Raw genomic sequence first — 23,529 nt, forward strand, 5'->3', positions numbered from 1 at the left:
ACATGTTCTGCGCCGTCATCTGCCGCGACCGCCCCGGGGCCCTGCAAATCCGCCTGGACACCCGGGCCGCACACCTTGCCTATATCGAGGCAACCGGAATCGTTCGCATGGCTGGCCCATTCATCGAGGCAGGCCAGATGGTCGGCTCGCTTGTCATTCTGGAATGCGAGAACCTCGCTGAGGCGCAAAGCTGGGCGCAAGGCGACCCCTACAGAACGGCGGACCTGTTCGCTGCGGTCAGCGTCACCGAATGGAAAAAGGTCATCGGTTGATGGCGAAATGGCTGTTCAAATCCGAACCGAATGTCTGGGGCTGGACCGAGCAAATGGCCAAGGCACCCGCGGGCGAAGAGTGGCACGGCGTGCGCAACTACCTCGCGCGCAACAACATGCGGGCGATGCAACTGGGCGACCTCGGGTTTTTCTACCATTCCAACATCGGCAAGGAGATTGTCGGCATCGTCGAGGTTTGCGCGCTGGCGCACCACGACAGCACGACCGACGACCCGCGTTGGGATTGCGTCGATATTCGCGCGCTTCGCCCGATGGCGCGGTCGGTAAGCCTGGCGATGGTGAAGGCGGACCCCAGGCTTGCAAATATGGCTCTGGTTACCTGCGCGCGCCTGTCGGTGCAGCCGGTGACCGAGGAAGAGTGGCGGATTGTGTGCGAATTGGGCGGCGCAGGGCCTTGAAAAAGCAGGAGGGCCCCGGCACCCCTGCCCAGGACCCTCCACCACCCCACGTGCTCCCCTAGCACCACACGTGAAACTGAAAAGGTCCCGGTCCTACTGGTCCGTGCTGTGGTTCTAACCCGGGAATGCGATTCCGCGCAAGCACCGCATTTCGCAAAATATAGGCGAATCCAATGGTTAGCGGAAAGCTCGGGTTAACCGAGTTTGTGCGCTGCAAGCCGCTGGTAATAGGGCAGCGCGGCCTCGACGAGGCGCGCATAGTCGCCCGAAAGCTGTGGGGGCGGCCCTTCGGCGGTATCGAAACCGCTGGAACGGTGGGCCACACCATACCAGTGCGCCGCCCAGACCCCATCCGAGGGGTGCCCGCCCGGCGGCCAGTGCAGCATCGCGGGGGTGAATTCGAGACCTATTGCGGCGCACAGCTTTTGCAGCATTGGCGCGGGTGCGGCGCGGATATCGGTCGAGTCGATCACGATCGGGCGCGTACCCCAGCCGGCGATCTCGTCATATAGCTCTGCCTGCCGCTGAAACCCCAGATCGTCAAGCGTCGCGCCTTCGCGTTTTTTTGCATAGGAAGCAATCACCCTTGCCGGGTGGCGGATCAGGAACACGTTCACCGCTTCGCGCGCCCAACTGATCGGAAAGCTGGCGATCATGTGGTGCGTCATGTGCTTCATGTAAAAGTGGCTCTGTTCATGCGGAATTGGCCCATCGCACAACGCGGCAACTTGCAAGGGGTCGGTCGGCTGCGACACCAGAATCTCGGCTCGCATCGGGTGGTCCAGCCCGGTTGCCGCAAGGTAGGCGGCGTAAAACGGTTCGTCTGCCACCGCGCAATCACCGCGGGCCGCAAAGCTGTACATCAGCGCGGTCGAAAGGTTGCGCGGGCCAGACCACATGGCAATTTTCATGCCTGCACCAGCGCCTTGTAGAGTCCACGCAGGCGCTCGGTCATCGGCCCCATCTGCCCGCTTCCAATGACCCGGCCATCGATGCTGCCGACCGGTGTTTGCGCGCCAAAGGTGCCGGTCAGAAAGGCCTCATCGGCGGAATATGTCTCTAACAAACCGAAATTTCGCTCGAAAACCGGAATCCCGGCCTGTCGGCACAAATCCATGACCTTGCCCCGGGTGATGCCGTTCATGCAGTAATCGCCGGTCGAGGTCCAAACCTCGCCTTTGCGCACGATGAAGAAGTTGCAGGCGTTTGTGGTATTCACAAAGCCATGCACATCCAGCATCAGCGCCTCATCCGCGCCCGCCTTTTCGGCGGCGATGCAGGCGAGAATGCAGTTGAGCTTGCTGTGACTGTTCAGCTTCGGATCTTGACTCATCGGCAAGCCACGGATCTGCGGCACCGTCGCAAGCCGGATCGGGCGTGGAATTTTCGGGCGCGAATGCTCCATGATGATGACCATGGTCGGCCCCTGCCGCGACAAGGAAGGGTGCTGAAAAGGCCGGTGTTTCACCCCCCGCGTCACCATCAGCCGGGCGTGGCAATCGGTGACGAAGCCGTTGGCCCTTTGCGTTTCAGCCAGGGCAGAAATGACCTGATCGGGGGTCATTCCGATATCGAGGTCAATCGCTTTTGCGGCCTCGAACAGCCTCTCGATGTGTTCCTCCAGAAAGGCCCAGCGGCCGCCATAAAGCCGCAACCCCTCCCAAACCCCGTCACCGAGCAAAAAGCCCGAGTCATAGACCGAGACAGTGGCCTGCGCCTTGGGCACGATGCGCCCGTTCACATAAATCAGGATAGTGTCGTTGCGCGCATCTTCCTCGGCTTGGTGGGTGGTAACGTGATCGGTCATGATGCCTCCGCTTTGCATCACGCTATTCGGGCGGGCGCGCATTTGCCAGAGCCACAAAATGCCCTAGAAGTGGCAATCATGCCCGAAGCCATTCTCATCGCACATGGCGCCCCTGCCAACCCTGTCCCGCAAGAAACGCGGATGCGGGCGCTTGCGGCCGAGGTGGGCGCGCTGCTTCCGGGCTGGAAGGTGCGCGGCGCGACCCTCGCCGCCGAGGGCGCGCTGAAGTCGGCGCTGGCCGGGCTCGTATCACCGCTCGTTTACCCGTTCTTCATGGCGGACGGCTGGTTTACCCAATCCGCCTTGCCGCGCGCGCTTGCTTCGCTTGGCGCAACCCCGCGCAGGCTAGCGCCCTTCGGCGTTGACCCGGCGGTGGTCGATCTGGTGGCGCGTCATGTGCAAGAATCGGCAGTTTCAGCCGGAATAGAGCCTGAATCGGCCACATTGCTTTTGGTTGCCCACGGCTCCCAAGTTTCGCCGTCCTCGCGGTTGGGGGCTGAAAGGCAGATCGCCCGCCTGCGCCAGATCACCAGGTTTTCCGAAATCCGGCTTGGCCTGATCGAAGAGCCGCCCTTCCTCATCGATGTCGCGCGCCTGCGCGGCCCCGCACTTTGCCTGCCATTTTTCGCGCTCCGCGCCGGTCACGTTGACACGGATATTCCCGCAGCCCTGGCCGCCGCAGGTTTTCCCGGTCACCTGTTGCCACCCATCGGCGAGCACCCCGCAGTGCCGAAGCTGATTGCCGAAGCGCTCGCCAGTGCCTGACTACTCGGCCGCGCCGATCACGAGTCGTACCGGTGCCAGCCCCTCGATCTGCCCCTCAAGCACATCGCCCGCCCGCACCGCGCCCACGCCGGCAGGTGTGCCGGTATAGATCAGATCGCCCGGCCCGAGGTGGTAGAGCGTCGAGAGATGGCTGATGATGTCGGCAACGCTCCAGACCATGTCGGCCAGATGCGCCGCCTGGCGCTGCACCCCGTTCACCGCGCATGTTATCGCCTGCGGCCCGACGACACCGAAATCTTCCGCTTTGGTGATCGGTCCCAGCACCGCCGAATGCTCAAAGTCCTTGCCGGTATCCCATGGCCGCCGCTTTTCTTTCGCCGCCGCTTGCAGGTCGCGCCGGGTCATGTCGAGCCCGCTGGCGTAGCCGAACACCGCACCCGGTGCGGCTTCTTTCGTGATGCGGAAGGCGGGCGCGCCCAGCGCAACCACCAGCTCCATTTCGTGGTGAAAATCCGCAGTCCCCGGCGGGTAGGGCACCGTCGCCCCCGAGCGCGTCAGCGCCTCGGCGGATTTGGTAAAATAGAAGGGTGTTTCGCGGTCCACTTCACCGCCCATCTCGCGGGCATGCTCGGCATAGTTGCGGCCCACGCAAAAAATCCTGCGAACCGGATATTGCGCCGCCTCGCCCAATACCGCCGCCGCCCGCACAGGTTGCGGTTCGAAAAGATACTTCATCTGGCCCGCTCCGCCAAAAATGCATCGACTTCGGCGCGCGACGGAATTGCCTCCGCGGTTCCCGCGCGCGTCACCTTGAGCGCGGCTGCCGCGGCTGCCAGCCGCAAAGCCTCGCCGGGCGGCAGGCCGGAATCACGACCGGCCGCGAAATACCCCGCGAAAGTATCCCCCGCCCCTGTCGTATCAACCGCCTGAACCGGAAATGAGGGCTGCATCAGCCGCTCCCCGCCCGCCAGATCGTTCCACTCGGCTCCTTCGGAGCCTCGGGTAACGAGGATCTGCGGCACAAGAAGCCGGTCAAGACCCGTGCCGAGTGCCGCCGAAAGCTGCTCCGCCTCGACCGCGTTCAGCGCCAGAAGCGTGATATGCGGCAAGACCGCGCGCACCGCCTCGACCTCGAAAGGTGCCGCAGAATAGACCACCCGCATGCCTTTTGCCCGCGCCATCTGCGCGGCCTCGGTCTGGTGCGAGGTCTCGTTCTGCAACAGCAGGGTGTCGCCCGGCACCGCCTCTTTCAACGCTGCCGCAACCCCTTCCAGCCCAAAGCCGCGGTTCGCCCCGGCAAAAAGCACGATCGCATTTTCCCCTGCCCGATCCACATTGATGATCGCGTGTCCGGTCGCCACCTTGCAGCGCTCCACATGCGCGCAATCGACCCCATAGCCCCGCAGCCGCTCCAGCGCCCAGTCTTCAGGCCCGACTCCACCGATATGGCGCACCCGCGCGCCGGCGCGCGCCGCCGCCACCGACTGGTTGGCTCCTTTGCCGCCAAGCCCAACCGAATAGCTCTCGGCAGCCAGCGTTTCACCGGGCCGGGGCAGGTGCGGCAGCCGGTAGAAGTGGTCGATATTGATCGAACCGAGGTTCCAGATCGTCACAGGTTCCCCCCCCTCGTGTCTGCTTTAGTTCAAATATCCTCCGGGGGTCCGGGGGCGGAAAGCCCCCGGCTCCCTCAGCGGCCCTGACCGAGCTTGCAGGCAGCAATCGCCGCCATGTTCAGAATGTCGTTCACCGTCGAGACGGTCGAACAGATCTGGATAGGCTTTTCTACCCCGGTAAGGATCGGCCCGATCACCGTAGCGCCCGCCATTTCCTGCATCAGCTTTACCGAAATCGAGGCGGAGTGGCGCGCGGGAACCACCAGCACGTTTGCGGGGCCGGTAAGGCGGCAGAAGGGATAGTTGGCCATTTGCTCGACATTGAGCGCCACGTCCACCGTCATTTCGCCCTCATACTCGAAATTGACGCCGCGCTTGTCGAGCACCTTCGCGGCCTCGTACATCTTCGTCGCGCGTTCGCTGACCGGGTAGCCGAAGGTCGAAAACGAAAGGAAGGCAACCCGTGGCTCCAGCCCCAGGCCGCGCGCGACCAGCGCTCCGCGCTCGGCGATATCGGCAAGGTCGTTTTCATCAGGCCATTCGTGCACCAGCGTATCGCCGATCAGTACGATGCGGCCCCGGTGCAAGACCGCGGTAACGCCGACCGCCCCATCCGATGCCTTTGCGTCGAACACATGGTTGATCATCGCCAGCACATGCGCGCTCTTGCGGGTGACGCCGGTCACCATGCCGTCGCCATGCCCGTGCGCAAGCATAAGCGCGGCGAACACGTGGCGGTCGCGGTTGGCAAGCTTGTGCGCGTCTTCACGGTCAAAGCCTTGCCGCTGCAAGCGCCGGTAGATGAAATCGCGGTAGCTTTCGATATGGCGGCTGTTGACCGAGTTGACCACCGTCAATTCGCGCACCGCGTCGCCCAGACCGGCGGCTTCCAGCTTTGCCTTCACGTCGGATTCGCGCCCGACCACAAGCGATTTGCCCTGCCCCGAGCGTTGCCAGGCGACTGCGGCGCGCAGCACGCGCGGGTCGTCTCCTTCGGCAAAGATCATCCGGGCCTGCGCTGCGCGCGCCCGCGCGTGGATGCCTTGCAAGATTGTCGCAGTCGGGTCCATCCGCGCTTTCAGGCTCAGCACATAGGCCGCCATGTCGATGATAGGTCGGCGCGCAACGCCGGTTTCCATGCCCGCCTTGGCCACCGCCGGGGGGATCGTATAGATGAGCCGCGGGTCAAACGGCGTCGGGATGATGTAGTCGCGCCCGAAACTCAACTTGCGGCCATAGGCCAGGGCGACCTCGTCAGGCACATCTTCGCGCGCCAGCGCCGCAAGCGCACGCGCGCAGGCTAGCTTCATCTCGTCATTGATCGCACGGGCATGAATATCAAGCGCACCCCGGAAGAGGTAGGGAAAGCCCAGCACATTGTTGACCTGATTGGGGTAGTCGCTGCGCCCGGTAGCCACGATCGCGTCGTGACGAACCGCATGCGCTTCCTCGGGGGTAATTTCCGGGTCCGGGTTCGCCATGGCGAAGATCACCGGGTTTGGCCCCATGCTCGCCACCATCTCGGGCGTGACCGCGCCCTTTGCCGAGACGCCCAGAAACACGTCAGCGCCCTGCATCGCGTCCGCCAGGGTGCGGGCGTCGGTGCGGGCGGCATGGGCAGATTTCCACTGGTTCATGCCCTCGGTGCGACCCTGAAAGATCACGCCCTTGGTGTCGCACATGATGCAATTGTCATGCTGCGCCCCCATGGTCTTGATAAGCTCCAGGCAGGCGATACCCGCCGCACCCGCTCCGTTCAGTACGATCTTGCAATCTTCGATGCGCTTGCCGCTGATCTCCAGCGCGTTCATCAGCCCTGCCGCACAGATCACCGCCGTGCCGTGCTGATCATCATGGAACACCGGAATGTCCATCATCTCTTTCAGCCGCTGCTCGATGATGAAGCACTCGGGGGCCTTGATGTCTTCAAGGTTGATGCCGCCGAAGGTCGGGCCCATCAGGCTTACCGCCTTGATGATTTCCTCGGGGTCTTCGGTGGCGAGCTCGATGTCGATCGCGTTCACATCGGCAAAGCGCTTGAACAGCACCGCCTTGCCTTCCATCACCGGTTTCGAGGCAAGCGCGCCCAGATTGCCCATACCCAGAATTGCGGTACCGTTGGTGATGATCGCCACCATGTTGCCCTTGACCGTATAGTCGTAAACGGTTTCCGGGTTGTCGGCGATTGCCTGCACCGGCACCGCGACGCCGGGGCTATAGGCAAGGCTGAGGTCGCGCTGGGTGGTCATCGGCTTGGTTGCCGTGATCTCGTACTTGCCGGGGCGCGGATCCGAGTGGTAGGCGAGCGCTTCTTCCGGAGTGGTGCGGTGTTTCGTGGACATGCGCGAATCCTCATGGGGTAGAAGCTGCATACATCCGCCGCGAGCACGCCTCAACCTTGCTGCGCAAATCCCGCCGCAAGTTTGCGCCAGGATAGCCATGCAACCAGCGCCATGATCGCTGCGGCAAGCCAGAATGGCAGCAAGAGCGCTGTTTCGCGGCTGAAACCCGCCTCGCTGGCGCGAATTGTCAGGCCGGAAAGGAGCATGCCCAGCGGCATCATGCCCCAGGCCAGCATTCGGTAAAGGCTGTTGACGCGGCCACGCAGGGCATCAGGCACCGCGCGCTGGCGGTAGGAAACCGAGACGGTGTTCCACACCAGCCCCCAGAACTCCGAAGCCGCCAGCACCAGCGTCAACGTTACCGCGCCCGGCGCGAGCGCAAGGCCAAGGTAGAATGGCGCGGTCAGCGCCAGCGTCCATTGCATGGCGCGCGCCGAACCGATGCGGCGCAAAATGCGCTCTGCCGATATGCTTCCCAGTATTCCCCCGACCGCGCCGCCCGCCAGAACCAGACCATAGCCAAGCGCATTCAGGCCCAGATGTTCCTGCGCATGCAGGAGCATCGCGATCATCGTCATCTCGAAGGTCAGGTTCCAGAAGCCGGTGACCCAAGCCAGCAATCGCAAGGTTTTCGACCCGCGCAGAAACCCGAATCCTGCATCAAGCTCGGCTTTCCAATGCTCGCGCTTTCCTGCCGGGCGGGCCCGAAACTGCCCCGCGACCCCCGACAGCAGCCATAATGCCAAAGCAATAGCGGTGGCATTCACCGCAAAAGGCGCGGCGACATACCAGCCGATCAGCAGCGCCGCAACGGCCGGGCCAAGCAGCGCGTTGCCGATCATCTCGACCGCCCAGAGCCGCCCGTTTGCCCGCTCCAGCAGCACATGCGGCACCAGCGACGGCAACAGGGTCTGCGCGGCGGTATCGCGGAACACTTCGGCGACCCCCACAACCAGCGCCGCGCCCATCAGCGCCGCAAAAAGCCCAGGCTGCGCCAGACCGCGCGGTGCAGCGGGCGGCAGCGGCAATGCCTGCCACAGCACCAGGGTTACAAGCGCAAATGCCACCACGCGCACCGTATCGGCCGCAAATATCAGCCGCCGCCGGTCCACCCGATCCGTCACGATTCCGGCCGGAATGGCGAAAAGGAGCCATGGCGAACGCAGCGCGATCGGCACCAGCGCGATCCAGAGCGCGTCACGGGTAATCAGGGATGCAACCCACGCCCAGGCGAGCACGGCGATGCCATCGGCCAGGTTCGTCAGCCCGCTTGCGGCAATGAACCGAGCCAGCCTGCGGCTATCATAGGGGGTATTTTGCATGGTCGCGCGCGGATCGGTTTGCTTTCGCCTCGTGCGCCACTAGAAAGAACGGGCACGGGGAAGACAAGGCCGAAGATGAGCACCGATGCGGTCACGCCAATGATGGCGCAATACCTTGAAATCAGGGCGGCAAACCCGGGTGCCTTGCTGTTTTACCGGATGGGCGATTTCTATGAGATGTTTTTCGAGGACGCCGTGGCAGCCTCTGCCGCGCTCGACATTGCGCTGACCAAACGCGGTTTTCACCTTGGGCAGGACATTCCGATGTGCGGGGTGCCGGTGCATGCCGCCGAAGGTTACCTTCTCACGCTGATCCGAAAAGGCTTTCGCGTGGCAATTGCCGAACAGATGGAAGACCCGGCAGAGGCAAGAAAGCGCGGTTACAAGGCGGTGGTCGCGCGGCAGGTGGTGCGGCTGGTCACGCCGGGCACGCTGACAGAAGAAAGCCTGCTTGACGCGCGGCGGAACAACTTTCTCGCCGCTTGGGCCGAGGTGCGGGGCGAGGCGGCGCTGGCATGGGTTGATATCTCGACGGGCGAGTTTCATGTGACCGATTGCCCGCTGGTGCGTCTGGCACCCGAGCTTGCGCGGCTTGAGCCCCGCGAAGTGCTGGTAAGCGAGGCGCGAGAGGCGGATTTGGCCAAGATAGTGTCTGAATCGCGCGCCGCAGTGACTGCCCTTGCCCGCGCGAGTTTTGATAGCCAGGGCGCTGAAAAACGCCTCTGCGTGCTTTTTGGCGTCGGCACGCTTGAGGCATTTGGCAGCTTTTCGCGTGCAGAAATGTCGGCGATCGGCGCGGTCGCGGATTACCTTGATGTTACCCAGCGCGGCAAGCTTCCGCTGCTGCGGCCACCACAGCGCGAATCGCTTGGCGGGGCGATGCTGATAGACGCCGCCACCCGCCGCAACCTGGAATTGACCCGGGCGCTTTCCGGCGGCCGCGATGGTTCACTGCTGGCGGTGATTGACCGGAGCGTGACCGCCGCAGGCGGGCGCTTGCTGGAGCGTCGCATTTCCGCGCCCTCGCGCAACCTTGCCGAAATCGCCAGCCGCCATGCTTCGGTGCGTTTTCTGCTGGAACAGAGCCGCGTTCGGGAGGACCTCCGCTCCGAATTGCGGCGCTGCCCTGACCTTGACCGCGCGGTTTCGCGGCTTGCGCTCGACCGCGGCGGCCCGCGCGACATGGCCGCAATTCGGAGCGGTCTGCAACAGGCAGGCAGGATCGCCGGGCAGCTTCGCGCCTCGGACGCGCCGCCTCTTCTGACGGAGGCAGCGACCGCGCTTCGGGGCCACGAAGCCCTTGCGGCCCTGCTGGAAGCCGCGCTGGTGGCCGAGCCGCCGATGCTTGCACGCGATGGCGGCTTTGTGGCACCGGGATGGGACGCGGAGCTTGACCAGACCCGGCGCCTGCGCGACGAGGGCCGGGGCGTGATCGCCGGCATGCAGGCCGATTTCGTGGCTCAGACCGGGATCGCCAGCCTCAAGATCAAGCATAACAACGTGCTCGGCTACTTCATCGAAACCAGCACGACACATGGCGAGCGGATGCGCGCGCCGCCGCTGAACGAGACCTTCATTCACCGCCAGACGACCGCCGGGCAGGTTCGCTTTACGACTGTTGAACTGAGCGCGCTTGAAACCCGCATTCTGAATGCCGGAAACCAAGCGCTGGAGATCGAAAAGCGGGTCTATGCAGGCCTGAGTGAGCAGATTCTGGCCCAGTCGGCCGCGATCGGCACGGCAGCGCGGGCGTTGGCCGAAATTGATCTTGCCTGCGCCTTCGCTGATCTGGCTGCCGCCGAAGACTGGGTGCAGCCCGTGCTTGACGAGAGCCGCGCCTTCGAGGTGGAGGGGGGGCGGCATCCGGTGGTAGAGGATGCGCTTCGGCGCACGGCGGAGGCGTTCGTTGCCAACGATTGTGCGCTGACGGCGGGAGAAACGCCCGCGATCTGGCTGCTGACCGGCCCCAACATGGCTGGCAAATCGACCTTTCTGCGGCAGAACGCGCTGATTGCGCTTCTCGCGCAAGCGGGCTGCTTTGTGCCGGCGCGCCGCGCGCATCTGGGCCTGGTCAGTCAGCTGTTCAGCCGCGTCGGGGCTGCGGATGACCTTGCGCGCGGCCGCTCGACCTTCATGGTGGAAATGGTCGAGACGGCAGCGATCTTGAATCAGGCAGACGACCGGGCGCTGGTGATTCTTGACGAGATCGGGCGTGGCACTGCGACCTATGACGGGCTTTCGATCGCCTGGGCGGTGCTGGAACACCTGCACGACGTGAACCGCTGCCGCGCGCTTTTCGCCACGCATTACCATGAGTTGACCGCGCTTTCCGCAAAGCTTTCGGGAGTGGAAAACGCCAATGTCACCGCACGGGAATGGCAGGGCGATCTGGTCTTTCTGCACGAGGTGAAACGCGGTTCCGCCGACCGCAGCTACGGCGTTCAGGTGGCACGGCTGGCAGGTCTTCCGCCTGCGGTAATCGAGCGCGCCAAGGTCGTGCTGGAGGCGCTCGAATCGGGCGAACGTGAAGGCGCTGCCCGCCAGCGGGCAATGATTGATGACCTGCCGCTGTTTCGCGCGGCACCGCCCCCACCAGCGCCGAAGCGCAGCACGAAGCTGGAGGAGCGGCTGAAAGCGCTGCACCCGGACGAGCTTTCGCCACGCGAGGCGCTCGCGCTACTCTACGAGCTCAAGACGATTTCGCAGGAATAGCTCTGCGCGTTACGACCTTGGCATAGAGGAAACGCCAACCTGCGCCGGGCGCAGCAAGCGATCATGCAACAAGAAGCCCTCGGTCATCACCTGAATGATGTCGCCAGCCTTGGTGCCGGGAACAGGCGCCTCGAACATCGCCTGATGCTGCGCCGGGTCGAAGGCGTCGCCCGGCTGCGGCACGATCGGCTCCATGCCGTGTTTGCCGAATACGTTGATCAGCTCGCGCAGCGTAAGCTCGACGCCCTCGATCAGCGCAGACGCTGCGGCGCGCTGTTCATCGGTCACCACTTCGAGCGCGCGGCGCAGGGCATCGTACACCGGCAAAAGGTCGCGCGCGAGTTTGGTGCCGCCGTATTGCTCGGCCTCGCGGCGGTCACGCTCGGCGCGTTTGCGCATGTTTTCGGCATCGGCCAGCGCCCTGATGAAGCGGTCGCGCATGTCATCACGCTCGCTGCGGAGCGCCTCGATCTCGCCGAAATCATCATCAAAATCGTCAATCTGCGCCTGGTCTTCGGCAATCTCGTCTTTTTTCATGTCGCTCATGCTCTACCCCTTGCCCCGGTCAGAAAGCATCCGCCCGACCAGTTGCGCCGTATAATCCACAATCGGCACGATCCGCGCGTAGTTGAGCCGCGTCGGCCCGATCACGCCCACCGCTCCGATGATCTTTCGATCAGCGTTCATATAGGGAGACACCACCAGAGCGGAACCGGAAAGTGAAAAAAGCTTGTTCTCCGATCCGATAAAAATGCGCACCCCCGCGCCACCCTCGGCAAGCTCAAGAAAATTCGCGATGTCACGCTTGCGCTCCAGATCGTCAAACAGGCTGCGCACCCGGTCAAGGTCGGCGGCCTCGCTGTCGATCAGATTGGCGCGACCGCGCACGATCAGCCGCTCTTGCGCTTCGCCTGCGTTTTCCCAAAGCGCGAGCCCGCTTTCGACCATTTCGCGGGCGAGGCCATCAAGCTCTTGCCGCCGCGCCGCGATTTCCTGCACCATGTGGCTGCGCAGCTCCGAAAGTGTGCGGCCCTCGGCAAGCGCATTCAGAAAATTTGCCGCTTCGCGCATGGATGACGGCGTTTGCCCGCGTGGCGGGGTAAAAACACGATTTTCCACCTGCCCGTCAGCAAAAACCAGCACCACCAGCGCGCGGTCTGCGGCGAGACTGACAAATTCGATATGGCGGATTGGCGCTTCATGCTTTGGTGTCAGCACCAGGCTGGCACCGCGCGTAATGGCCGAAAGCACCGCGCCGACACGATCAAGCTGCGCGCCAACCTCGGGTCCACTTGAGCCCATCGTCGCATCGATCTTTTCGCGGTCAGAAGCCGCGACCTGCGCCACCTCCATCAACCCGTCAACGAAAATGCGCAGCCCCGCCTGGGTTGGAATCCGACCGGCCGAGACATGCGGACTGTCGAGCAGGCCCATGTATTCGAGATCCTGCATCACATTGCGCACGGTGGCCGCCGAGACCTTTTCGCTCAGGCTTCGGGTGAGGGTGCGTGAGCCGACGGGGTCGCCGGTGTCGAGATAGCCTTCGACGACGCGGCGGAACACCTCGCGGGAACGCTCGTTCATCTCGGAAAGCAGACGGGTCGCGTCGGACATCTCATTGCTCCTTGAAACCGAGGTATGTGCAGCGCGGCGGCGCGTCAATCGGGGTTGCATCAATGTGTTGCGGGCCTGTAATTGGCCGGGCAACAGGAAAGGACCCCCCATGCGCCCCTCTGGCCGGAATCTGAACGAAATGCGCCCGATCGAGATCGAGCCCGGCGTGATGCGCCACGCCGAGGGGTCGTGCCTGATCAGGGCCGGCGGCACGCATGTGCTTTGCTCGGCCACGATCGAGGACAAGGCGCCGTCGTTTCTGAAAGGATCAGGCCTTGGTTGGGTGACCGCGGAATATGGCATGCTGCCGCGCGCCACCAATACGCGCAACCGGCGTGAGGCGGCGGCGGGCAAGCAGACTGGAAGAACACAGGAAATTCAAAGGCTTATAGGGCGCGCGCTGCGCGCTGGGGTAGATCGGGCGGCGCTGGGCGAAAGGCAGATCGTGGTCGACTGCGATGTGATTCAGGCGGACGGCGGCACCCGCTGTGCTTCGATCACCGGCGGCTGGGTAGCGCTGCGGATGGCGGTGAACAAGCTTTTGAAGGCAGGTGCCATTACCTCGGACCCGCTGGTGGATCATGTTGTGGCAGTTTCCTGCGGCATTTACGCGGGGCAGCCGCTGCTTGATCTTGACTACGCGGAGGATAGCGAAGCGGGTACCGATGGCAACTTCATACTCACCGGCCGCGGGCGACTGGTCGAGGTGCAGATGTCGGCCGAGGGTGCCACCTTTTCGCGTGACGAGATGAGCAAGCTCCTGGATCTGGCCGAGGCGGGCGCAACGGAACTGGTCGCGGCGCAAAGGGCAGCGCTGGCATGAGGCAGTTTTCAGGCAAGCGGCTGCTGGTTGCCACGCATAACGCAGGCAAGCTTGACGAGATGCGCGCACTTCTCGCGCCGCTCGGCATTACCTGCGTTGGGGCGGCGGAACTGGACCTGCCCGAGCCTGAGGAAACCGAGACCACCTTTGTCGGCAATGCCCGCATCAAGGCACACGCTGCGGCGCGGGCGACCGGGCTTCCGGCGCTCGCCGATGATAGCGGCATCGAAGTGGATGGGCTTGGTGGTGCGCCGGGGGTCTACACCGCCGATTGGGCACAAACACCGTCAGGGCGCGATTTCGTGCAGGCAATGACCCGAACCTGGGACGAGTTAGAGGCAGTTTCGGCCCCGTTTCCGCGCAGGGCCAGGTTTCGCAGCACGCTTGTGCTGGCCTGGCCCGATGGGCACGATGAGGTCTTCGAGGGCAAATGCGAGGGTCAACTCGTCTGGCCCATGCGTGGTGCGCAGGGCCATGGCTATGACCCCATGTTCCTGCCCGAAGGGCACGGGGCCACCTTTGCGGAAATGGACCGGGTGCTGAAGAACCAAATCAGCCATCGCGCGGATGCCTTTGCCAAACTGATGCAATCTCTGGGGGACTGAATGAAGCGCATTTCGACCGGATCACCGTTCGAGGCCACGATGGGCTACAGCCGTGCGGTGGTGAAAGGGCCTTGGTGCTTTGTATCGGGGGTTACTGGTTACGACTATGCCACCATGACGATGCCAGAAGACATCGCCACGCAGGCGCGCAACTGCTTTGCAACGATTCGCTGGGCACTTGGCGAGGGCGGCTTCGAGATGGCTGACATCGTGCGGGTGCAATACACGGTGACCGATGCGGCGCTGGTTGAGGCGCTGGTGCCGACGCTCGGCGAGGCGCTGGGCGATATCCGCCCGGCTGCGACCATGGTCATTGCCGGGTTGATCCGCCCCGAGATGAAAGTGGAGATCGAAGTGACCGCGTTCAAAGGCTGACAGATGGAAGATTGGCAGCACGGCGGCTTTGGGCTTTACATTCACTGGCCGTTTTGCGCATCGAAGTGCCCCTACTGCGATTTCAATAGCCATGTGGCGGCAAACATAGACCAGAACCGCTGGCTAAGAGCCTATTTGTCCGAGATTGACCGGGTTGGTGCCGAGACCCGGGGGCGCATTTTGAACACGGTTTTCTTCGGTGGTGGCACGCCCTCGCTGATGGACCCCGATCTGGTCGCCGCGGTGCTGGAGCAGATCGGCAAGACCTGGGTGCTGGCGAACGATCTGGAGGTGACGCTGGAGGCAAATCCCGGTAGCGTCGAGGCGGGACGTTTTCGCGGATATGCTGAAGCGGGCGTGAACCGTCTTTCGATGGGGGTGCAGGCGCTGAATGACGCTGACCTGCGCAGGCTTGGCCGACTACATTCCTTGGCCGAGGCGCGAGCGGCGTTTGATGTGGCGCGAAGCCGCTTTGAGCGGGTCAGTTTCGATCTGATCTATGCGCGCCAGGACCAGACCATTGCCGATTGGCGCGCAGAGTTGCGTGAGGCGATGGCAATGGCGGTGGACCACTTTTCGCTCTACCAGCTTACGGTTGAAGCAGGCACGGCCTTTGGTGATCGCCACGCCGCCGGCAAATTGCGCGGCTTGCCCCCGGACGACGCGGCGGCGGATATGTATCTGGCAACCCAAGATATTTGCGAGGCGGCAGGGCTTCCCGCCTACGAGATATCAAACCACGCGCGAGCGTGGCAAGAGAGCCGCCACAACCTCATTTACTGGCGATACGGCGATTATGCGGGCATCGGGCCCGGCGCGCATGGCCGCCTGACGTTCGGCGGAATGCGCCATGCAACCGAAGCCCTGCGCGCGCCCGCCGCCTGGCTTGAACGGGTGGAAGCAGGGCTTTCGGCCGAACTGCCGCGCGAGACCCTGACCCGCGCCGAGCAGGGCACGGAGTTGTTGCTGATGGGGCTGCGGCTTGGTGAAGGCGTTGACGTGGAGCGATACGCGGCCGTTTCTGGAGCGCCGCTGCCGAGTGCCGCGCTGGCGCAACTTGCCGATCTCGGCATGGTCGAGATTTCGGCGGGTCGGCTGCGGGCCTCGAAAGCCGGAAGGCCGCTGCTTAACGCAATATTGCGCCAGCTTCTGGCTTAGTTCTGCGCGATCTAGCGCATGGTGCTGAGAATCTGGCAAAGCTCGTCAAGCTGGTCGAGATTGCGGTAGGTGATGACCATCTGGCCGCCGTCAAAGCCCTTGTGCTCGATCACCACGCGCATGCGCAGATGCGCCGAAAGGTCTTGTTCGAGCGCGCGGGTGTCAGCGTCCTTTTCAGACCGCGGCAGATGCGGCTTTGCGGGTTTGGTGGTCACCGGAGCTTTTGCCAGACGCTCGGTTTCGCGCACCGAAAGGCCTTTGGCGATCACTTGCGCCGCAAGCGCGACGGGGTCTGGCGTGGGTATCAGCGCGCGCGCGTGCCCTGCGGTCAGCTTGCCTTCACGCAGCCAAGCCTGAACTTCTGCGGGAAGTTGCAGCAATCGCAGCAGGTTGGCGATATGGCTGCGGCTTTTCGAAAGCGCTTCGGCCATTTTTTCCTGGGTGTGGCCAAAGCGGTCCATAAGCTGGCGATAGCCCATCGCCTCTTCGATCGGGTTGAGGTCGGCGCGCTGGATGTTTTCGATGATCGCGACTTCCAGCACTTCGGTGTCGGAAAGCTCGCGCAGCAGCACCGGCACCTCGTGCAGCTCCGCCATTTGCGCGGCGCGCCAGCGGCGCTCTCCCGCGACAATTTCGTAAAGCGATGTATCTGTCGGATGCGCGCGGACCAGAAGCGGTTGGATTATGCCTTTGGCGCGAATGGATCCAGCAAGCTCGGCGAGTGCGTCGGCATCGAAATCTCGCCGCGGCTGATCGGGATTTGGCACCAGTTTTTCCACAGGCAGCCGGATCTCGCCGCGCCGCGGGGCTGGCGCGCCGCGTTCGTGCGCAAGGTTCACATCGGCCATCAGCGCCGAAAGACCGCGCCCCAGGCCGCGTTTCTCTGGTTTCTTGTCGCTCATCTCGGGGCCCTTTCCGCCTGCACAGGCGCGTGCCGCGCCAATAGTTCGCCCGCAAGCGCCCGGTAGGCGGCGCTGCCTTTCGATGCCGAGTCATAGGCGAGAACCGGCAGCGCGTGCGACGGCGCTTCGGAAATACGGACATTTCGCGGGATCATCGTGCGAAACACCAATTCCCCCAGCGTTGCGCGCGCATCGGCCTCGACTTGCTGCGAAAGGTTGTTGCGCGTGTCATACATGGTGAGCACCACACCTTCGATTCGCAGCAACGTGTTGGCGGTCTGGCGCACCTCGCGGATCGTCAGCATGAGCTGCGTGAGCCCTTCAAGGGCAAAGAATTCGGCCTGAAGCGGCACCAGCACAGCATTTGCCGCGACCAGCGCGTTTACTGTCAGCAAACTGAGGGACGGAGGACAGTCGATCAGGATGAAGTCGAAGAACCAGGCATCGAGGGCGGGCTGGTGCAGCGCATCGTAGAGCAAGAAGCTGCGCTTTTCATTTGCCACAAGCTCCATATCCGCCGATGAGAGGTCGGTCGTCGCGGGAGACAGCCAGACCCCGGAAACGGTGGTGGCGACAATAACATCGGCAACCGGAATATCGTCGAGCAAGAGATCATAGGTCGTTGCCCGGCGCGCGTGCGGTTCCACCCCAAGCCCGGTTGAAGCATTGCCTTGTGGATCGAGGTCAACCAGGAGAATCTTCTTGCCGCGCTCTGCAAGCGCCGCGGCGAGGTTGATTGCCGTCGTGGTCTTGCCAACGCCGCCCTTCTGGTTTGCCACGGCAATGATATGCGGGCCGCGCGGGCGCGTCGGGTCAAGCACGGGCAACTCCTTTGACTTCCAGTATGGCCGAATTTGCCCCCGTCATACTCGGGTGCGCCGTGGCCTCAAAGCGCCAAATCCGCTCCGCTGCCGAGATTTCGTCTCTCCAGCTATCGCCCTTGTTGAAAAACGCGGTTCCGTTCGGCAAGAGATGGCGCTCGGCATACTCCAGAAGCTTCGGCAATGGTGCCAGCGCTCGGGCGCTCAGGAAGCGCGCCCGCAACGGCGCGGCCGATTCGATGCGATCGGTCAGAATTCTGGGCGAAACGCCGGTTTCCCGCGCGACAGTTGCCAGGAAGGCGGCCTTGCGGGCGTCACTTTCAAGCAAGACCACCGCCAACCTTGGCGCTTTCTCTGCCGCCAGAATAGCGATCACGAGGCCGGGAAAGCCGCCGCCGCTGCCGAGGTCTGCCCAGATCCCGGTTTGCGGTGCGGCGAGGTGAAAAACCTGCGCAGAATCGCGAAAATGTCGTGCCCAAACTGCGTCGAGCGTGGATTTTGCCACCAGGTTTATTGCCGGATTCCACTTTTGCAACAGTGCCTCGAATATCTCGAGCCGCGCCATTGTTTCACGTGAAACACCCGTTTCGCGGGCAAACTTTCCCTGTTCGCCGGTCTCGGTCATGCGCTTTTCGCGCGCCGTTGTTGCCGCAACCGCGCAAGGAGAAGTGCGAGTGCCGCTGGGGTTACCCCTTCTACTCGCGCCGCCTGCCCGATTGTCATCGGCCGGGCCTGCGAAAGCTTGCCTTTGATTTCGGTTGAAAGGCCGGAGAGCGCCCGATAGTCGAAATCGACCGGAATTTCCCAGGCCTCATCGCGACGGATCGCCTCTACCTCTGCATCCTGACGGCCAATGTAATTCGCATAGAGTGCGTCACGCGCGAGTTGCGCGGCGATGTCTGAAGAAATCTCCGCCAGCTTCGGGGCCACAGCCGCCAGATCGGTAAATGCGACCCCGGGCATGGAGAGCAGATCAAATGCGGTCCGCCGATTTCCATCCTGGTTCACGGCAATACCATGCGCTTTGGCCTCGGTCGGTGTAACCGAGACAGAATCCAGCGCCAACCGGCCCTGCGCCAGCGCCTCCATCTTGGCAGCAAACGCCCGCATCCGCACATCGCTCACGCAACCAAGGCTGCGGCCTTTGCCGGTAAGCCGCTGATCGGCATTGTCGGCCCGAAGCGAAAGCCTGAATTCGGCGCGCGAGGTGAACATCCGGTATGGCTCTGCTACGCCGCGGGTCACCAGATCGTCGATCATCACGCCGATGTAGCTTTCAGCGCGGCTGAAGCTCCACCCGGTTTCGCCGCGCGATTGAAGCGCCGCGTTGAGACCTGCGGCAAGTCCTTGTGCGGCAGCTTCCTCATACCCCGTTGTGCCGTTGATCTGCCCGGCCAGATACAGCCCCGGCACGTCTTTCAGTTCCAGAGTCGGCCGCAGCGCGCGGGGGTCGATGTAGTCATATTCGATGGCGTAGCCGGGTTGCAGGATCACCGCCGCCTCAAGACCCTTGATCGAGCGGATATAGGCCTCCTGCACGTCAAAAGGCAGCGAGGTCGAAACCCCGTTGGGATAGACCGTGTGGTCGTCAAGCCCTTCTGGTTCAAGAAATATCTGGTGCGATTCCTTATCGGAAAAACGCACCACCTTGTCTTCGATCGAAGGGCAATAGCGCGGCCCAATCCCCTCGATATGGCCACCATACATGGCAGAACGCGAAAGGTTGGCGCGAATGATCTCATGCGTGCGCGTGTTGGTATGCGTTATGCCGCAAAAGACCTGCCGAACGGCTGGGGCGCGGTTCAGGAACGAAAGCATCACCGGTTCGTCATCGCCGGGCTGGGTTTCAAGGCTCGACCAGTCGATACTCCGACCGTCGAGCCGCGGCGGGGTGCCGGTCTTGAGCCGCCCCAGCGGCAAGTCACGGGTCCGCAGCCACGCGGCAAGACGGTTCGACGGCGCGTCGCCAACGCGCCCGCCGGGTCGGCTCTGCGCGCCGATATGAATCACCCCACGCAAGAAGGTTCCGGTGGTCAGCACCACCGCTTGTGCCTCGATTTCTGCGCCATCAACAAGGGCGACTCCACAAACACGCCCCTGCCGTGTCACGAGGTCGGCAACCTCCGCTTCAATGACATCGAGCCCGGGCTGCTCGGCAATCAGCGCTTGCACCGCCTCGCGGTAGAGCTTCCGGTCAGCCTGGGCGCGTGGCCCTTGCACCGCCGGCCCCTTGCGGCGGTTGAGAAGCCGAAACTGTATTCCCGCGCGGTCTGCCGCCCTTCCCATGATGCCGTCAAGCGCGTCAACCTCGCGCACCAGGTGGCCCTTGCCCAGACCGCCAATGGCAGGGTTGCACGACATGACCCCGATCGTCTCGCGCCGTTGCGTGATCAGCGCTGTGCGTGCACCGGCGCGCGCCGCAGCATGCGCCGCTTCCGCCCCGGCATGGCCGCCGCCCACAACGATCACGTCAAAATGTTTCACGTGAAACACCCCTCATTTGCCAATGCAGAAGCTGGCGAAGATTTCATCCAGCAAATGCTCCACATCGACGCTCCCGACAAGCGATGAAAGCGCCCGCAGCGCCCGCCCGATTTCTTCCGACGCGAATTCGGCGCGTTCCGGCCCAAGCCGCAATTCGCGCTGGGCCGCTACGAGCGATTGCGCCGCGCGCGCCATCGCCTCCCGATGCCGCGCCCGCGTCATGACCCCGGCCGTCATTGCCCGCCCGGCAAGTTCCGAAGTCACCGCCTTGATGAGCCGTTCAACCCCCTCACCGGTAACGCCAGAAACCGCAAGCCCCACCGCACCGGGCACAAGATCGGCCTTTGCCTGCACCACAAGGTCTCCCGGCTCGGGCACAAGCAAGGGCACCTCGCCCCTGCCCGTCAGGAACACCCGCAAATCGGCAGCGCGCGCGCGATCCAGCGCCCGCGAAACCCCGATCGCCTCAACCGGGTCCAACGCCTCGCGCAATCCCGCGGTATCGAGCAGCGTCACCGGCAACCCGCCGAGGTCCATCCGCACCTCAATCACGTCGCGCGTAGTGCCGGCATGCTCCGAGGTGATCGCCGCATCGCGCCCCGCAAGCCTATTGAGAAGCGTCGATTTTCCGGCATTCGGCGGACCCACGATTGCAACCTCGAAACCATCGCGAATACGCTCCGACGCGCCCACCCCGGCCATCTCGCGCGCCAAAGCCTGCGCAACCCCTGCGAGCAGCGCCAGCGCCTCTGGCGCAACGTCAAGCGGGATGTCTTCATCGGCAAAATCGATCGATGCTGCCAAAAGGGCCGCGGCGCGCACCAGGTCCGCGCGCCAGCCCGCCACCAACACCCCCACCGCGCCCGATACCACCCGGAGCGCTTGCTTGCGCTGCGCCTCCGTCTCGGCATCGATCAGATCAGCGAGACCTTCGACCTGCGCAAGGTCAAGCCGCCCATTCTCCAGCGCCCTGCGGGTGAACTCGCCGGGCTCCGCCATGCGCAGTCCGGGTTGCGCGGCCAACGCCCTCTCTACCGCCGCAACGCTCGCCACCGCGCCATGCAGGTGCAACTCCGCAACCTGCTCGCCGGTAAAGCTCGCACCTTCATCAAAGCACAGGACAAGCGCGGAATCGAGCGCTTCGCCGCCCGCCCGCAGCACCCGCAGCCCGGCAACGCGCGGCGCAGGCAACGCACCGGCAAGCGCTGCAGCCGCAGCCCATGCCGACGGCCCCGAAATACGCACCACCGCAACGCCCGCCTTGCCGCGGGCAGAGGCCTGCGCGAAAATCGTTTCCATCATCCAACCCCTTGCCGTGCGCCAGGCAGGTCAGGCGTTCATCGAATCGAAGAATTCGCTGTTGGTCTTGGTCTGCTTCAGTTTCGAAATCAGGAATTCGATTGCGTCGGTGGTGCCCATCGGATTCAGAATACGCCGCAGCAGATAGGTTTTCTGCAGGTCCTTCGCATCAACCAGCAGCTCTTCCTTGCGGGTGCCGGATTTCAGGATATCCATCGCCGGGAACACCCGCTTGTCCGCCACCTTGCGGTCAAGCACGATCTCGGCGTTGCCGGTGCCCTTGAATTCCTCGAAAATCACTTCGTCCATCCGGCTTCCAGTATCGATGAGCGCGGTGGCAATGATCGTCAGGCTACCGCCCTCCTCGATGTTCCGCGCCGCACCAAAGAACCGCTTCGGCCGCTGCAAGGCGTTCGCATCAACACCGCCGGTAAGCACCTTGCCACTCGACGGCACCACCGTGTTGAAAGCCCGTCCGAGCCGGGTGATCGAGTCGAGCAAGATCACCACATCGCGCTTGTGCTCCACCAGCCGCTTGGCCTTTTCGATCACCATTTCAGCAACCGCCACATGCCGCGTTGCTGGCTCATCAAAGGTCGAGGATATGACCTCGCCCTTCACGCTGCGCTGCATGTCGGTCACCTCTTCCGGGCGCTCGTCGATCAGCAGAACGATCAGGTACACCTCTGGGTGGTTCTTTTCGATCGAATTGGCGATATTCTGCAAAAGCACGGTCTTGCCGGTTCGCGGCGGTGCCACGATCAGCCCGCGCTGGCCTTTGCCGATAGGTGCCACCAGATCGATGATCCGGGCAGATCGGTCCTTGATCGTCGGGTCTTCCACTTCCATCTTCAGCCGCTCGGTCGGATATAGCGGTGTCAGGTTTTCAAACGCCACCTTGTGCCGCGCCCTTTCGGGGTCCTGAAAGTTTATCCGTTCCACTGTCGACAGTGCAAAATAGCGCTCGCTCTCGCCCGGGGCGCGCATCACCCCCTCAACCGTGTCGCCGGTGCGCAACGAATGCTGCCGGATCATTTCGGGGCTTACATAAATATCATCCGGACCCGGCAGATAGTTTGCCGACGGGCTGCGCAGGAAGCCAAAGCCGTCCTGCACCACCTCCAGCACACCGTCGCCGCCGATGTCGATCCCGTCCTCGGCATGCTCTTTCAAGATCGAGAACATCATCTCGCCCTTGCGCATCGTCGAGGCGTTCTCGATTTCCCACTCCTCGGCCATCGCCAGAAGATCTGCCGGCGTTTTCGCCTTCAGATCGGCGAGGTTCAAACGCTCTTCGCTCATCGAAATACCATCGGGTTCGGGCACCCTTTTGGGCGCGGCGGTCAGTAGCTGTCGGGTGTACCTTTGCGGCCGGACGGCCAGGCTCGCGACCCCTACCGCGCAACGCGCCGGAAGTCAACGCAGCCTCAGAATCGCACGATCACCGCCAGGACAATCACGATCATCAGCAGTGTCGGCACCTCATTGGCCATCCGGTACTGCCGCCCGGTCAACCGGTTTCGTCCCTCAGCGAGCGCTACCCTCTGCGCGCCCAGCCAATAGTGATACCCGGTCATGGCAATTACCGCAGCAGCCTTGGCCCAGGGCCAGATCACCGTCCAGCCAACAATTCCCGGGGTGAACACCAGCATCAGCCCGAAAATCCATGTTGCATACATCGCCGGTGTCATGATCGCATTCAAAAGCAACCGCTCTTGATGCCGAAACAACAGGTCCATATCCGACCCACGCTCTACCCCGGCCTTTTTCAGCCCCTCAACGTGATAGACGAACAGGCGCGGCAAGTAGAACAAGCCTGCCATCCAGGCAATCACCGCCATCACATGAAAAGACTTCACCCAGACATAGCTGGAACTCAGCATATCGAGCATTCTTCGCGTCCTTCTCCGACTCTGCCCTTCTTAAATCAAGTATATGAAAAGAAAAGATGATGTATCAGTAGACATGGTGGAAAACTGGATACTCTCTGGCACCCACACGTTTGTGCACGGCGTCCAGAGCGACTCAAAAGTCTGTGGAAAACTCTCAGAAACCAACTTTACTCTTTAATTATCAATGCGTTGAAATATATCTCTTGGGGCAGCCGGGGTGCTGGCAAGCACCCCCGCGACCAGCTTTCCCACAGCTTGGCGATATCGCCCTGCACAGGGGTAAAACCCGAGCCAGCCGAACCTTGCACCCGCCCGAGCCTCGCCACATCGCCCTGATCGCCGT

At 63.1% G+C, this 23,529-nt stretch carries 23 protein-coding genes; 8 read left to right on the top strand and 15 right to left on the bottom strand.

Annotated elements, in window-relative coordinates:
- Window positions 1-2: 2 nt before the first annotated feature.
- A complete protein-coding gene (locus tag Q8J98_RS03265; protein ID WP_305293124.1) occupies window positions 3-272 on the top strand; it encodes a YciI family protein in 270 nt (89 codons plus the stop codon).
- Window positions 272-691, top strand: a complete 420-nt coding sequence (locus Q8J98_RS03270) for an EVE domain-containing protein (protein ID WP_305293257.1) — start codon at window positions 272-274, stop codon at window positions 689-691. Before Q8J98_RS03265 ends, Q8J98_RS03270 begins: the two co-directional genes overlap by 1 nt.
- Window positions 692-885: 194 nt before the next feature.
- On the opposite strand, the gene Q8J98_RS03275 is transcribed toward Q8J98_RS03270, so the two are convergent.
- Both Q8J98_RS03275 and Q8J98_RS03280 read right to left on the bottom strand, forming a co-directional pair.
- Entirely contained in the window at window positions 886-1,602 is a 717-nt protein-coding gene (locus Q8J98_RS03275; protein WP_305293125.1) for an HAD family hydrolase, read from the bottom strand.
- Window positions 1,599-2,498: a D-amino acid aminotransferase gene (locus tag Q8J98_RS03280; protein WP_305293126.1), complete on the bottom strand. Its 900-nt coding sequence runs from the start codon at window positions 2,496-2,498 to the stop codon at window positions 1,599-1,601. The genes Q8J98_RS03275 and Q8J98_RS03280 overlap by 4 nt, the downstream gene beginning before the upstream one ends.
- Before the next feature lie 141 nt (window positions 2,499-2,639).
- On the opposite strand from Q8J98_RS03280, the gene Q8J98_RS03285 reads away from it, so the two are divergent.
- Complete coding sequence (locus tag Q8J98_RS03285) at window positions 2,640-3,263, top strand: CbiX/SirB N-terminal domain-containing protein (RefSeq protein ID WP_305293127.1); 624 nt, start codon at window positions 2,640-2,642, stop codon at window positions 3,261-3,263.
- Here the strand turns inward: Q8J98_RS03285 and Q8J98_RS03290 are convergent, their stop codons facing one another.
- From Q8J98_RS03290 to Q8J98_RS03305, 4 genes are all read right to left on the bottom strand, one after another.
- Complete coding sequence (locus Q8J98_RS03290) at window positions 3,264-3,959, bottom strand: fumarylacetoacetate hydrolase family protein (protein ID WP_305293128.1); 696 nt, start codon at window positions 3,957-3,959, stop codon at window positions 3,264-3,266.
- The gene (locus tag Q8J98_RS03295; RefSeq protein ID WP_305293129.1) at window positions 3,956-4,837 is read right to left on the bottom strand and encodes a ribokinase; all 882 of its coding nucleotides are present in this window, start codon (window positions 4,835-4,837) and stop codon (window positions 3,956-3,958) included. Before Q8J98_RS03295 ends, Q8J98_RS03290 begins: the two co-directional genes overlap by 4 nt.
- 74 nt (window positions 4,838-4,911) lie before the next feature.
- On the bottom strand, window positions 4,912-7,179 hold the full coding sequence (locus Q8J98_RS03300; protein ID WP_305293130.1) for an NADP-dependent malic enzyme: 2,268 nt from the start codon (window positions 7,177-7,179) through the stop codon (window positions 4,912-4,914).
- A 50-nt stretch (window positions 7,180-7,229) separates the two neighbouring features.
- Window positions 7,230-8,501: an MFS transporter gene (locus tag Q8J98_RS03305; protein ID WP_305293131.1), complete on the bottom strand. Its 1,272-nt coding sequence runs from the start codon at window positions 8,499-8,501 to the stop codon at window positions 7,230-7,232.
- A 75-nt stretch (window positions 8,502-8,576) separates the two neighbouring features.
- On the opposite strand from Q8J98_RS03305, the gene mutS reads away from it, so the two are divergent.
- Window positions 8,577-11,213, top strand: coding sequence for a DNA mismatch repair protein MutS (gene mutS / locus Q8J98_RS03310; RefSeq protein WP_305293132.1), 2,637 nt, complete (start codon window positions 8,577-8,579; stop codon window positions 11,211-11,213).
- A gap of 9 nt (window positions 11,214-11,222) precedes the next feature.
- On the opposite strand, the gene Q8J98_RS03315 is transcribed toward mutS, so the two are convergent.
- Both Q8J98_RS03315 and hrcA read right to left on the bottom strand, forming a co-directional pair.
- Complete coding sequence (locus Q8J98_RS03315; RefSeq protein ID WP_305184630.1) at window positions 11,223-11,759, bottom strand: nucleotide exchange factor GrpE; 537 nt, start codon at window positions 11,757-11,759, stop codon at window positions 11,223-11,225.
- A 3-nt stretch (window positions 11,760-11,762) separates the two neighbouring features.
- Window positions 11,763-12,827, bottom strand: coding sequence for a heat-inducible transcriptional repressor HrcA (gene hrcA / locus Q8J98_RS03320; RefSeq protein ID WP_305293133.1), 1,065 nt, complete (start codon window positions 12,825-12,827; stop codon window positions 11,763-11,765).
- Between the two features lie 109 nt (window positions 12,828-12,936).
- Here hrcA and rph point away from each other — a divergent pair, with 109 nt between their 5' ends.
- From rph to hemW, 4 genes are read left to right on the top strand one after another with little or no spacing between them, the layout of a single operon-like run.
- Entirely contained in the window at window positions 12,937-13,650 is a 714-nt protein-coding gene (rph, locus tag Q8J98_RS03325; protein ID WP_305293134.1) for a ribonuclease PH, read from the top strand.
- Window positions 13,647-14,255, top strand: coding sequence for an RdgB/HAM1 family non-canonical purine NTP pyrophosphatase (gene rdgB / locus Q8J98_RS03330; protein WP_305293135.1), 609 nt, complete (start codon window positions 13,647-13,649; stop codon window positions 14,253-14,255). The genes rph and rdgB overlap by 4 nt, the downstream gene beginning before the upstream one ends.
- Window positions 14,256-14,630, top strand: a complete 375-nt coding sequence (locus Q8J98_RS03335) for a RidA family protein (protein WP_305293136.1) — start codon at window positions 14,256-14,258, stop codon at window positions 14,628-14,630.
- 3 nt (window positions 14,631-14,633) lie between these two features.
- Complete coding sequence (gene hemW / locus Q8J98_RS03340; RefSeq protein WP_305293137.1) at window positions 14,634-15,788, top strand: radical SAM family heme chaperone HemW; 1,155 nt, start codon at window positions 14,634-14,636, stop codon at window positions 15,786-15,788.
- Between the two features lie 11 nt (window positions 15,789-15,799).
- Here the strand turns inward: hemW and Q8J98_RS03345 are convergent, their stop codons facing one another.
- From Q8J98_RS03345 to Q8J98_RS03375, 7 genes are all read right to left on the bottom strand, one after another.
- Window positions 15,800-16,690, bottom strand: coding sequence for a ParB/RepB/Spo0J family partition protein (locus Q8J98_RS03345; protein ID WP_305293138.1), 891 nt, complete (start codon window positions 16,688-16,690; stop codon window positions 15,800-15,802).
- On the bottom strand, window positions 16,687-17,511 hold the full coding sequence (locus tag Q8J98_RS03350) for a ParA family protein (protein WP_305293139.1): 825 nt from the start codon (window positions 17,509-17,511) through the stop codon (window positions 16,687-16,689). The genes Q8J98_RS03345 and Q8J98_RS03350 overlap by 4 nt, the downstream gene beginning before the upstream one ends.
- Complete coding sequence (gene rsmG / locus Q8J98_RS03355; protein WP_305293140.1) at window positions 17,504-18,136, bottom strand: 16S rRNA (guanine(527)-N(7))-methyltransferase RsmG; 633 nt, start codon at window positions 18,134-18,136, stop codon at window positions 17,504-17,506. Before rsmG ends, Q8J98_RS03350 begins: the two co-directional genes overlap by 8 nt.
- On the bottom strand, window positions 18,133-19,995 hold the full coding sequence (mnmG, locus tag Q8J98_RS03360) for a tRNA uridine-5-carboxymethylaminomethyl(34) synthesis enzyme MnmG (protein ID WP_305293141.1): 1,863 nt from the start codon (window positions 19,993-19,995) through the stop codon (window positions 18,133-18,135). The genes rsmG and mnmG overlap by 4 nt, the downstream gene beginning before the upstream one ends.
- Before the next feature lie 12 nt (window positions 19,996-20,007).
- On the bottom strand, window positions 20,008-21,294 hold the full coding sequence (gene mnmE, locus Q8J98_RS03365; protein WP_305293142.1) for a tRNA uridine-5-carboxymethylaminomethyl(34) synthesis GTPase MnmE: 1,287 nt from the start codon (window positions 21,292-21,294) through the stop codon (window positions 20,008-20,010).
- A 30-nt stretch (window positions 21,295-21,324) separates the two neighbouring features.
- The gene (gene rho / locus Q8J98_RS03370) at window positions 21,325-22,596 is read right to left on the bottom strand and encodes a transcription termination factor Rho (protein ID WP_305293143.1); all 1,272 of its coding nucleotides are present in this window, start codon (window positions 22,594-22,596) and stop codon (window positions 21,325-21,327) included.
- Between the two features lie 125 nt (window positions 22,597-22,721).
- Window positions 22,722-23,186, bottom strand: a complete 465-nt coding sequence (locus tag Q8J98_RS03375) for a CopD family protein (protein WP_305293144.1) — start codon at window positions 23,184-23,186, stop codon at window positions 22,722-22,724.
- Window positions 23,187-23,529 lie beyond the last annotated feature (343 nt).

The sequence above is a fragment of the Phaeovulum sp. genome (assembly GCF_030684035.1).
GTDB lineage: Bacteria > Pseudomonadota > Alphaproteobacteria > Rhodobacterales > Rhodobacteraceae > UBA6213.

What these genes read in the sequence shown, in the direction of transcription:
- rho (WP_305293143.1), bottom strand. Translation starts at nt 22,596, where the DNA reads ATGAGCGAAGAGCGTTTGAACCTCGCCGATCTGAAGGCGAAAACGCCG.
- Q8J98_RS03335 (WP_305293136.1), top strand. Translation starts at nt 14,256, where the DNA reads ATGAAGCGCATTTCGACCGGATCACCGTTCGAGGCCACGATGGGCTAC.
- Q8J98_RS03290 (WP_305293128.1), bottom strand. Translation starts at nt 3,959, where the DNA reads ATGAAGTATCTTTTCGAACCGCAACCTGTGCGGGCGGCGGCGGTATTG.
- Q8J98_RS03375 (WP_305293144.1), bottom strand. Translation starts at nt 23,186, where the DNA reads ATGCTCGATATGCTGAGTTCCAGCTATGTCTGGGTGAAGTCTTTTCAT.
- Q8J98_RS03305 (WP_305293131.1), bottom strand. Translation starts at nt 8,501, where the DNA reads ATGCAAAATACCCCCTATGATAGCCGCAGGCTGGCTCGGTTCATTGCC.
- Q8J98_RS03275 (WP_305293125.1), bottom strand. Translation starts at nt 1,602, where the DNA reads ATGAAAATTGCCATGTGGTCTGGCCCGCGCAACCTTTCGACCGCGCTG.
- Q8J98_RS03270 (WP_305293257.1), top strand. Translation starts at nt 272, where the DNA reads ATGGCGAAATGGCTGTTCAAATCCGAACCGAATGTCTGGGGCTGGACC.
- Q8J98_RS03300 (WP_305293130.1), bottom strand. Translation starts at nt 7,179, where the DNA reads ATGTCCACGAAACACCGCACCACTCCGGAAGAAGCGCTCGCCTACCAC.
- mutS (WP_305293132.1), top strand. Translation starts at nt 8,577, where the DNA reads ATGAGCACCGATGCGGTCACGCCAATGATGGCGCAATACCTTGAAATC.
- rdgB (WP_305293135.1), top strand. Translation starts at nt 13,647, where the DNA reads ATGAGGCAGTTTTCAGGCAAGCGGCTGCTGGTTGCCACGCATAACGCA.
- Q8J98_RS03345 (WP_305293138.1), bottom strand. Translation starts at nt 16,690, where the DNA reads ATGAGCGACAAGAAACCAGAGAAACGCGGCCTGGGGCGCGGTCTTTCG.
- mnmE (WP_305293142.1), bottom strand. Translation starts at nt 21,294, where the DNA reads ATGGAAACGATTTTCGCGCAGGCCTCTGCCCGCGGCAAGGCGGGCGTT.
- Q8J98_RS03265 (WP_305293124.1), top strand. Translation starts at nt 3, where the DNA reads ATGTTCTGCGCCGTCATCTGCCGCGACCGCCCCGGGGCCCTGCAAATC.
- Q8J98_RS03315 (WP_305184630.1), bottom strand. Translation starts at nt 11,759, where the DNA reads ATGAGCGACATGAAAAAAGACGAGATTGCCGAAGACCAGGCGCAGATT.
- rsmG (WP_305293140.1), bottom strand. Translation starts at nt 18,136, where the DNA reads ATGACCGAGACCGGCGAACAGGGAAAGTTTGCCCGCGAAACGGGTGTT.
- Q8J98_RS03285 (WP_305293127.1), top strand. Translation starts at nt 2,640, where the DNA reads ATGCGGGCGCTTGCGGCCGAGGTGGGCGCGCTGCTTCCGGGCTGGAAG.
- rph (WP_305293134.1), top strand. Translation starts at nt 12,937, where the DNA reads ATGCGCCCCTCTGGCCGGAATCTGAACGAAATGCGCCCGATCGAGATC.
- Q8J98_RS03280 (WP_305293126.1), bottom strand. Translation starts at nt 2,498, where the DNA reads ATGACCGATCACGTTACCACCCACCAAGCCGAGGAAGATGCGCGCAAC.
- hemW (WP_305293137.1), top strand. Translation starts at nt 14,634, where the DNA reads ATGGAAGATTGGCAGCACGGCGGCTTTGGGCTTTACATTCACTGGCCG.
- hrcA (WP_305293133.1), bottom strand. Translation starts at nt 12,827, where the DNA reads ATGTCCGACGCGACCCGTCTGCTTTCCGAGATGAACGAGCGTTCCCGC.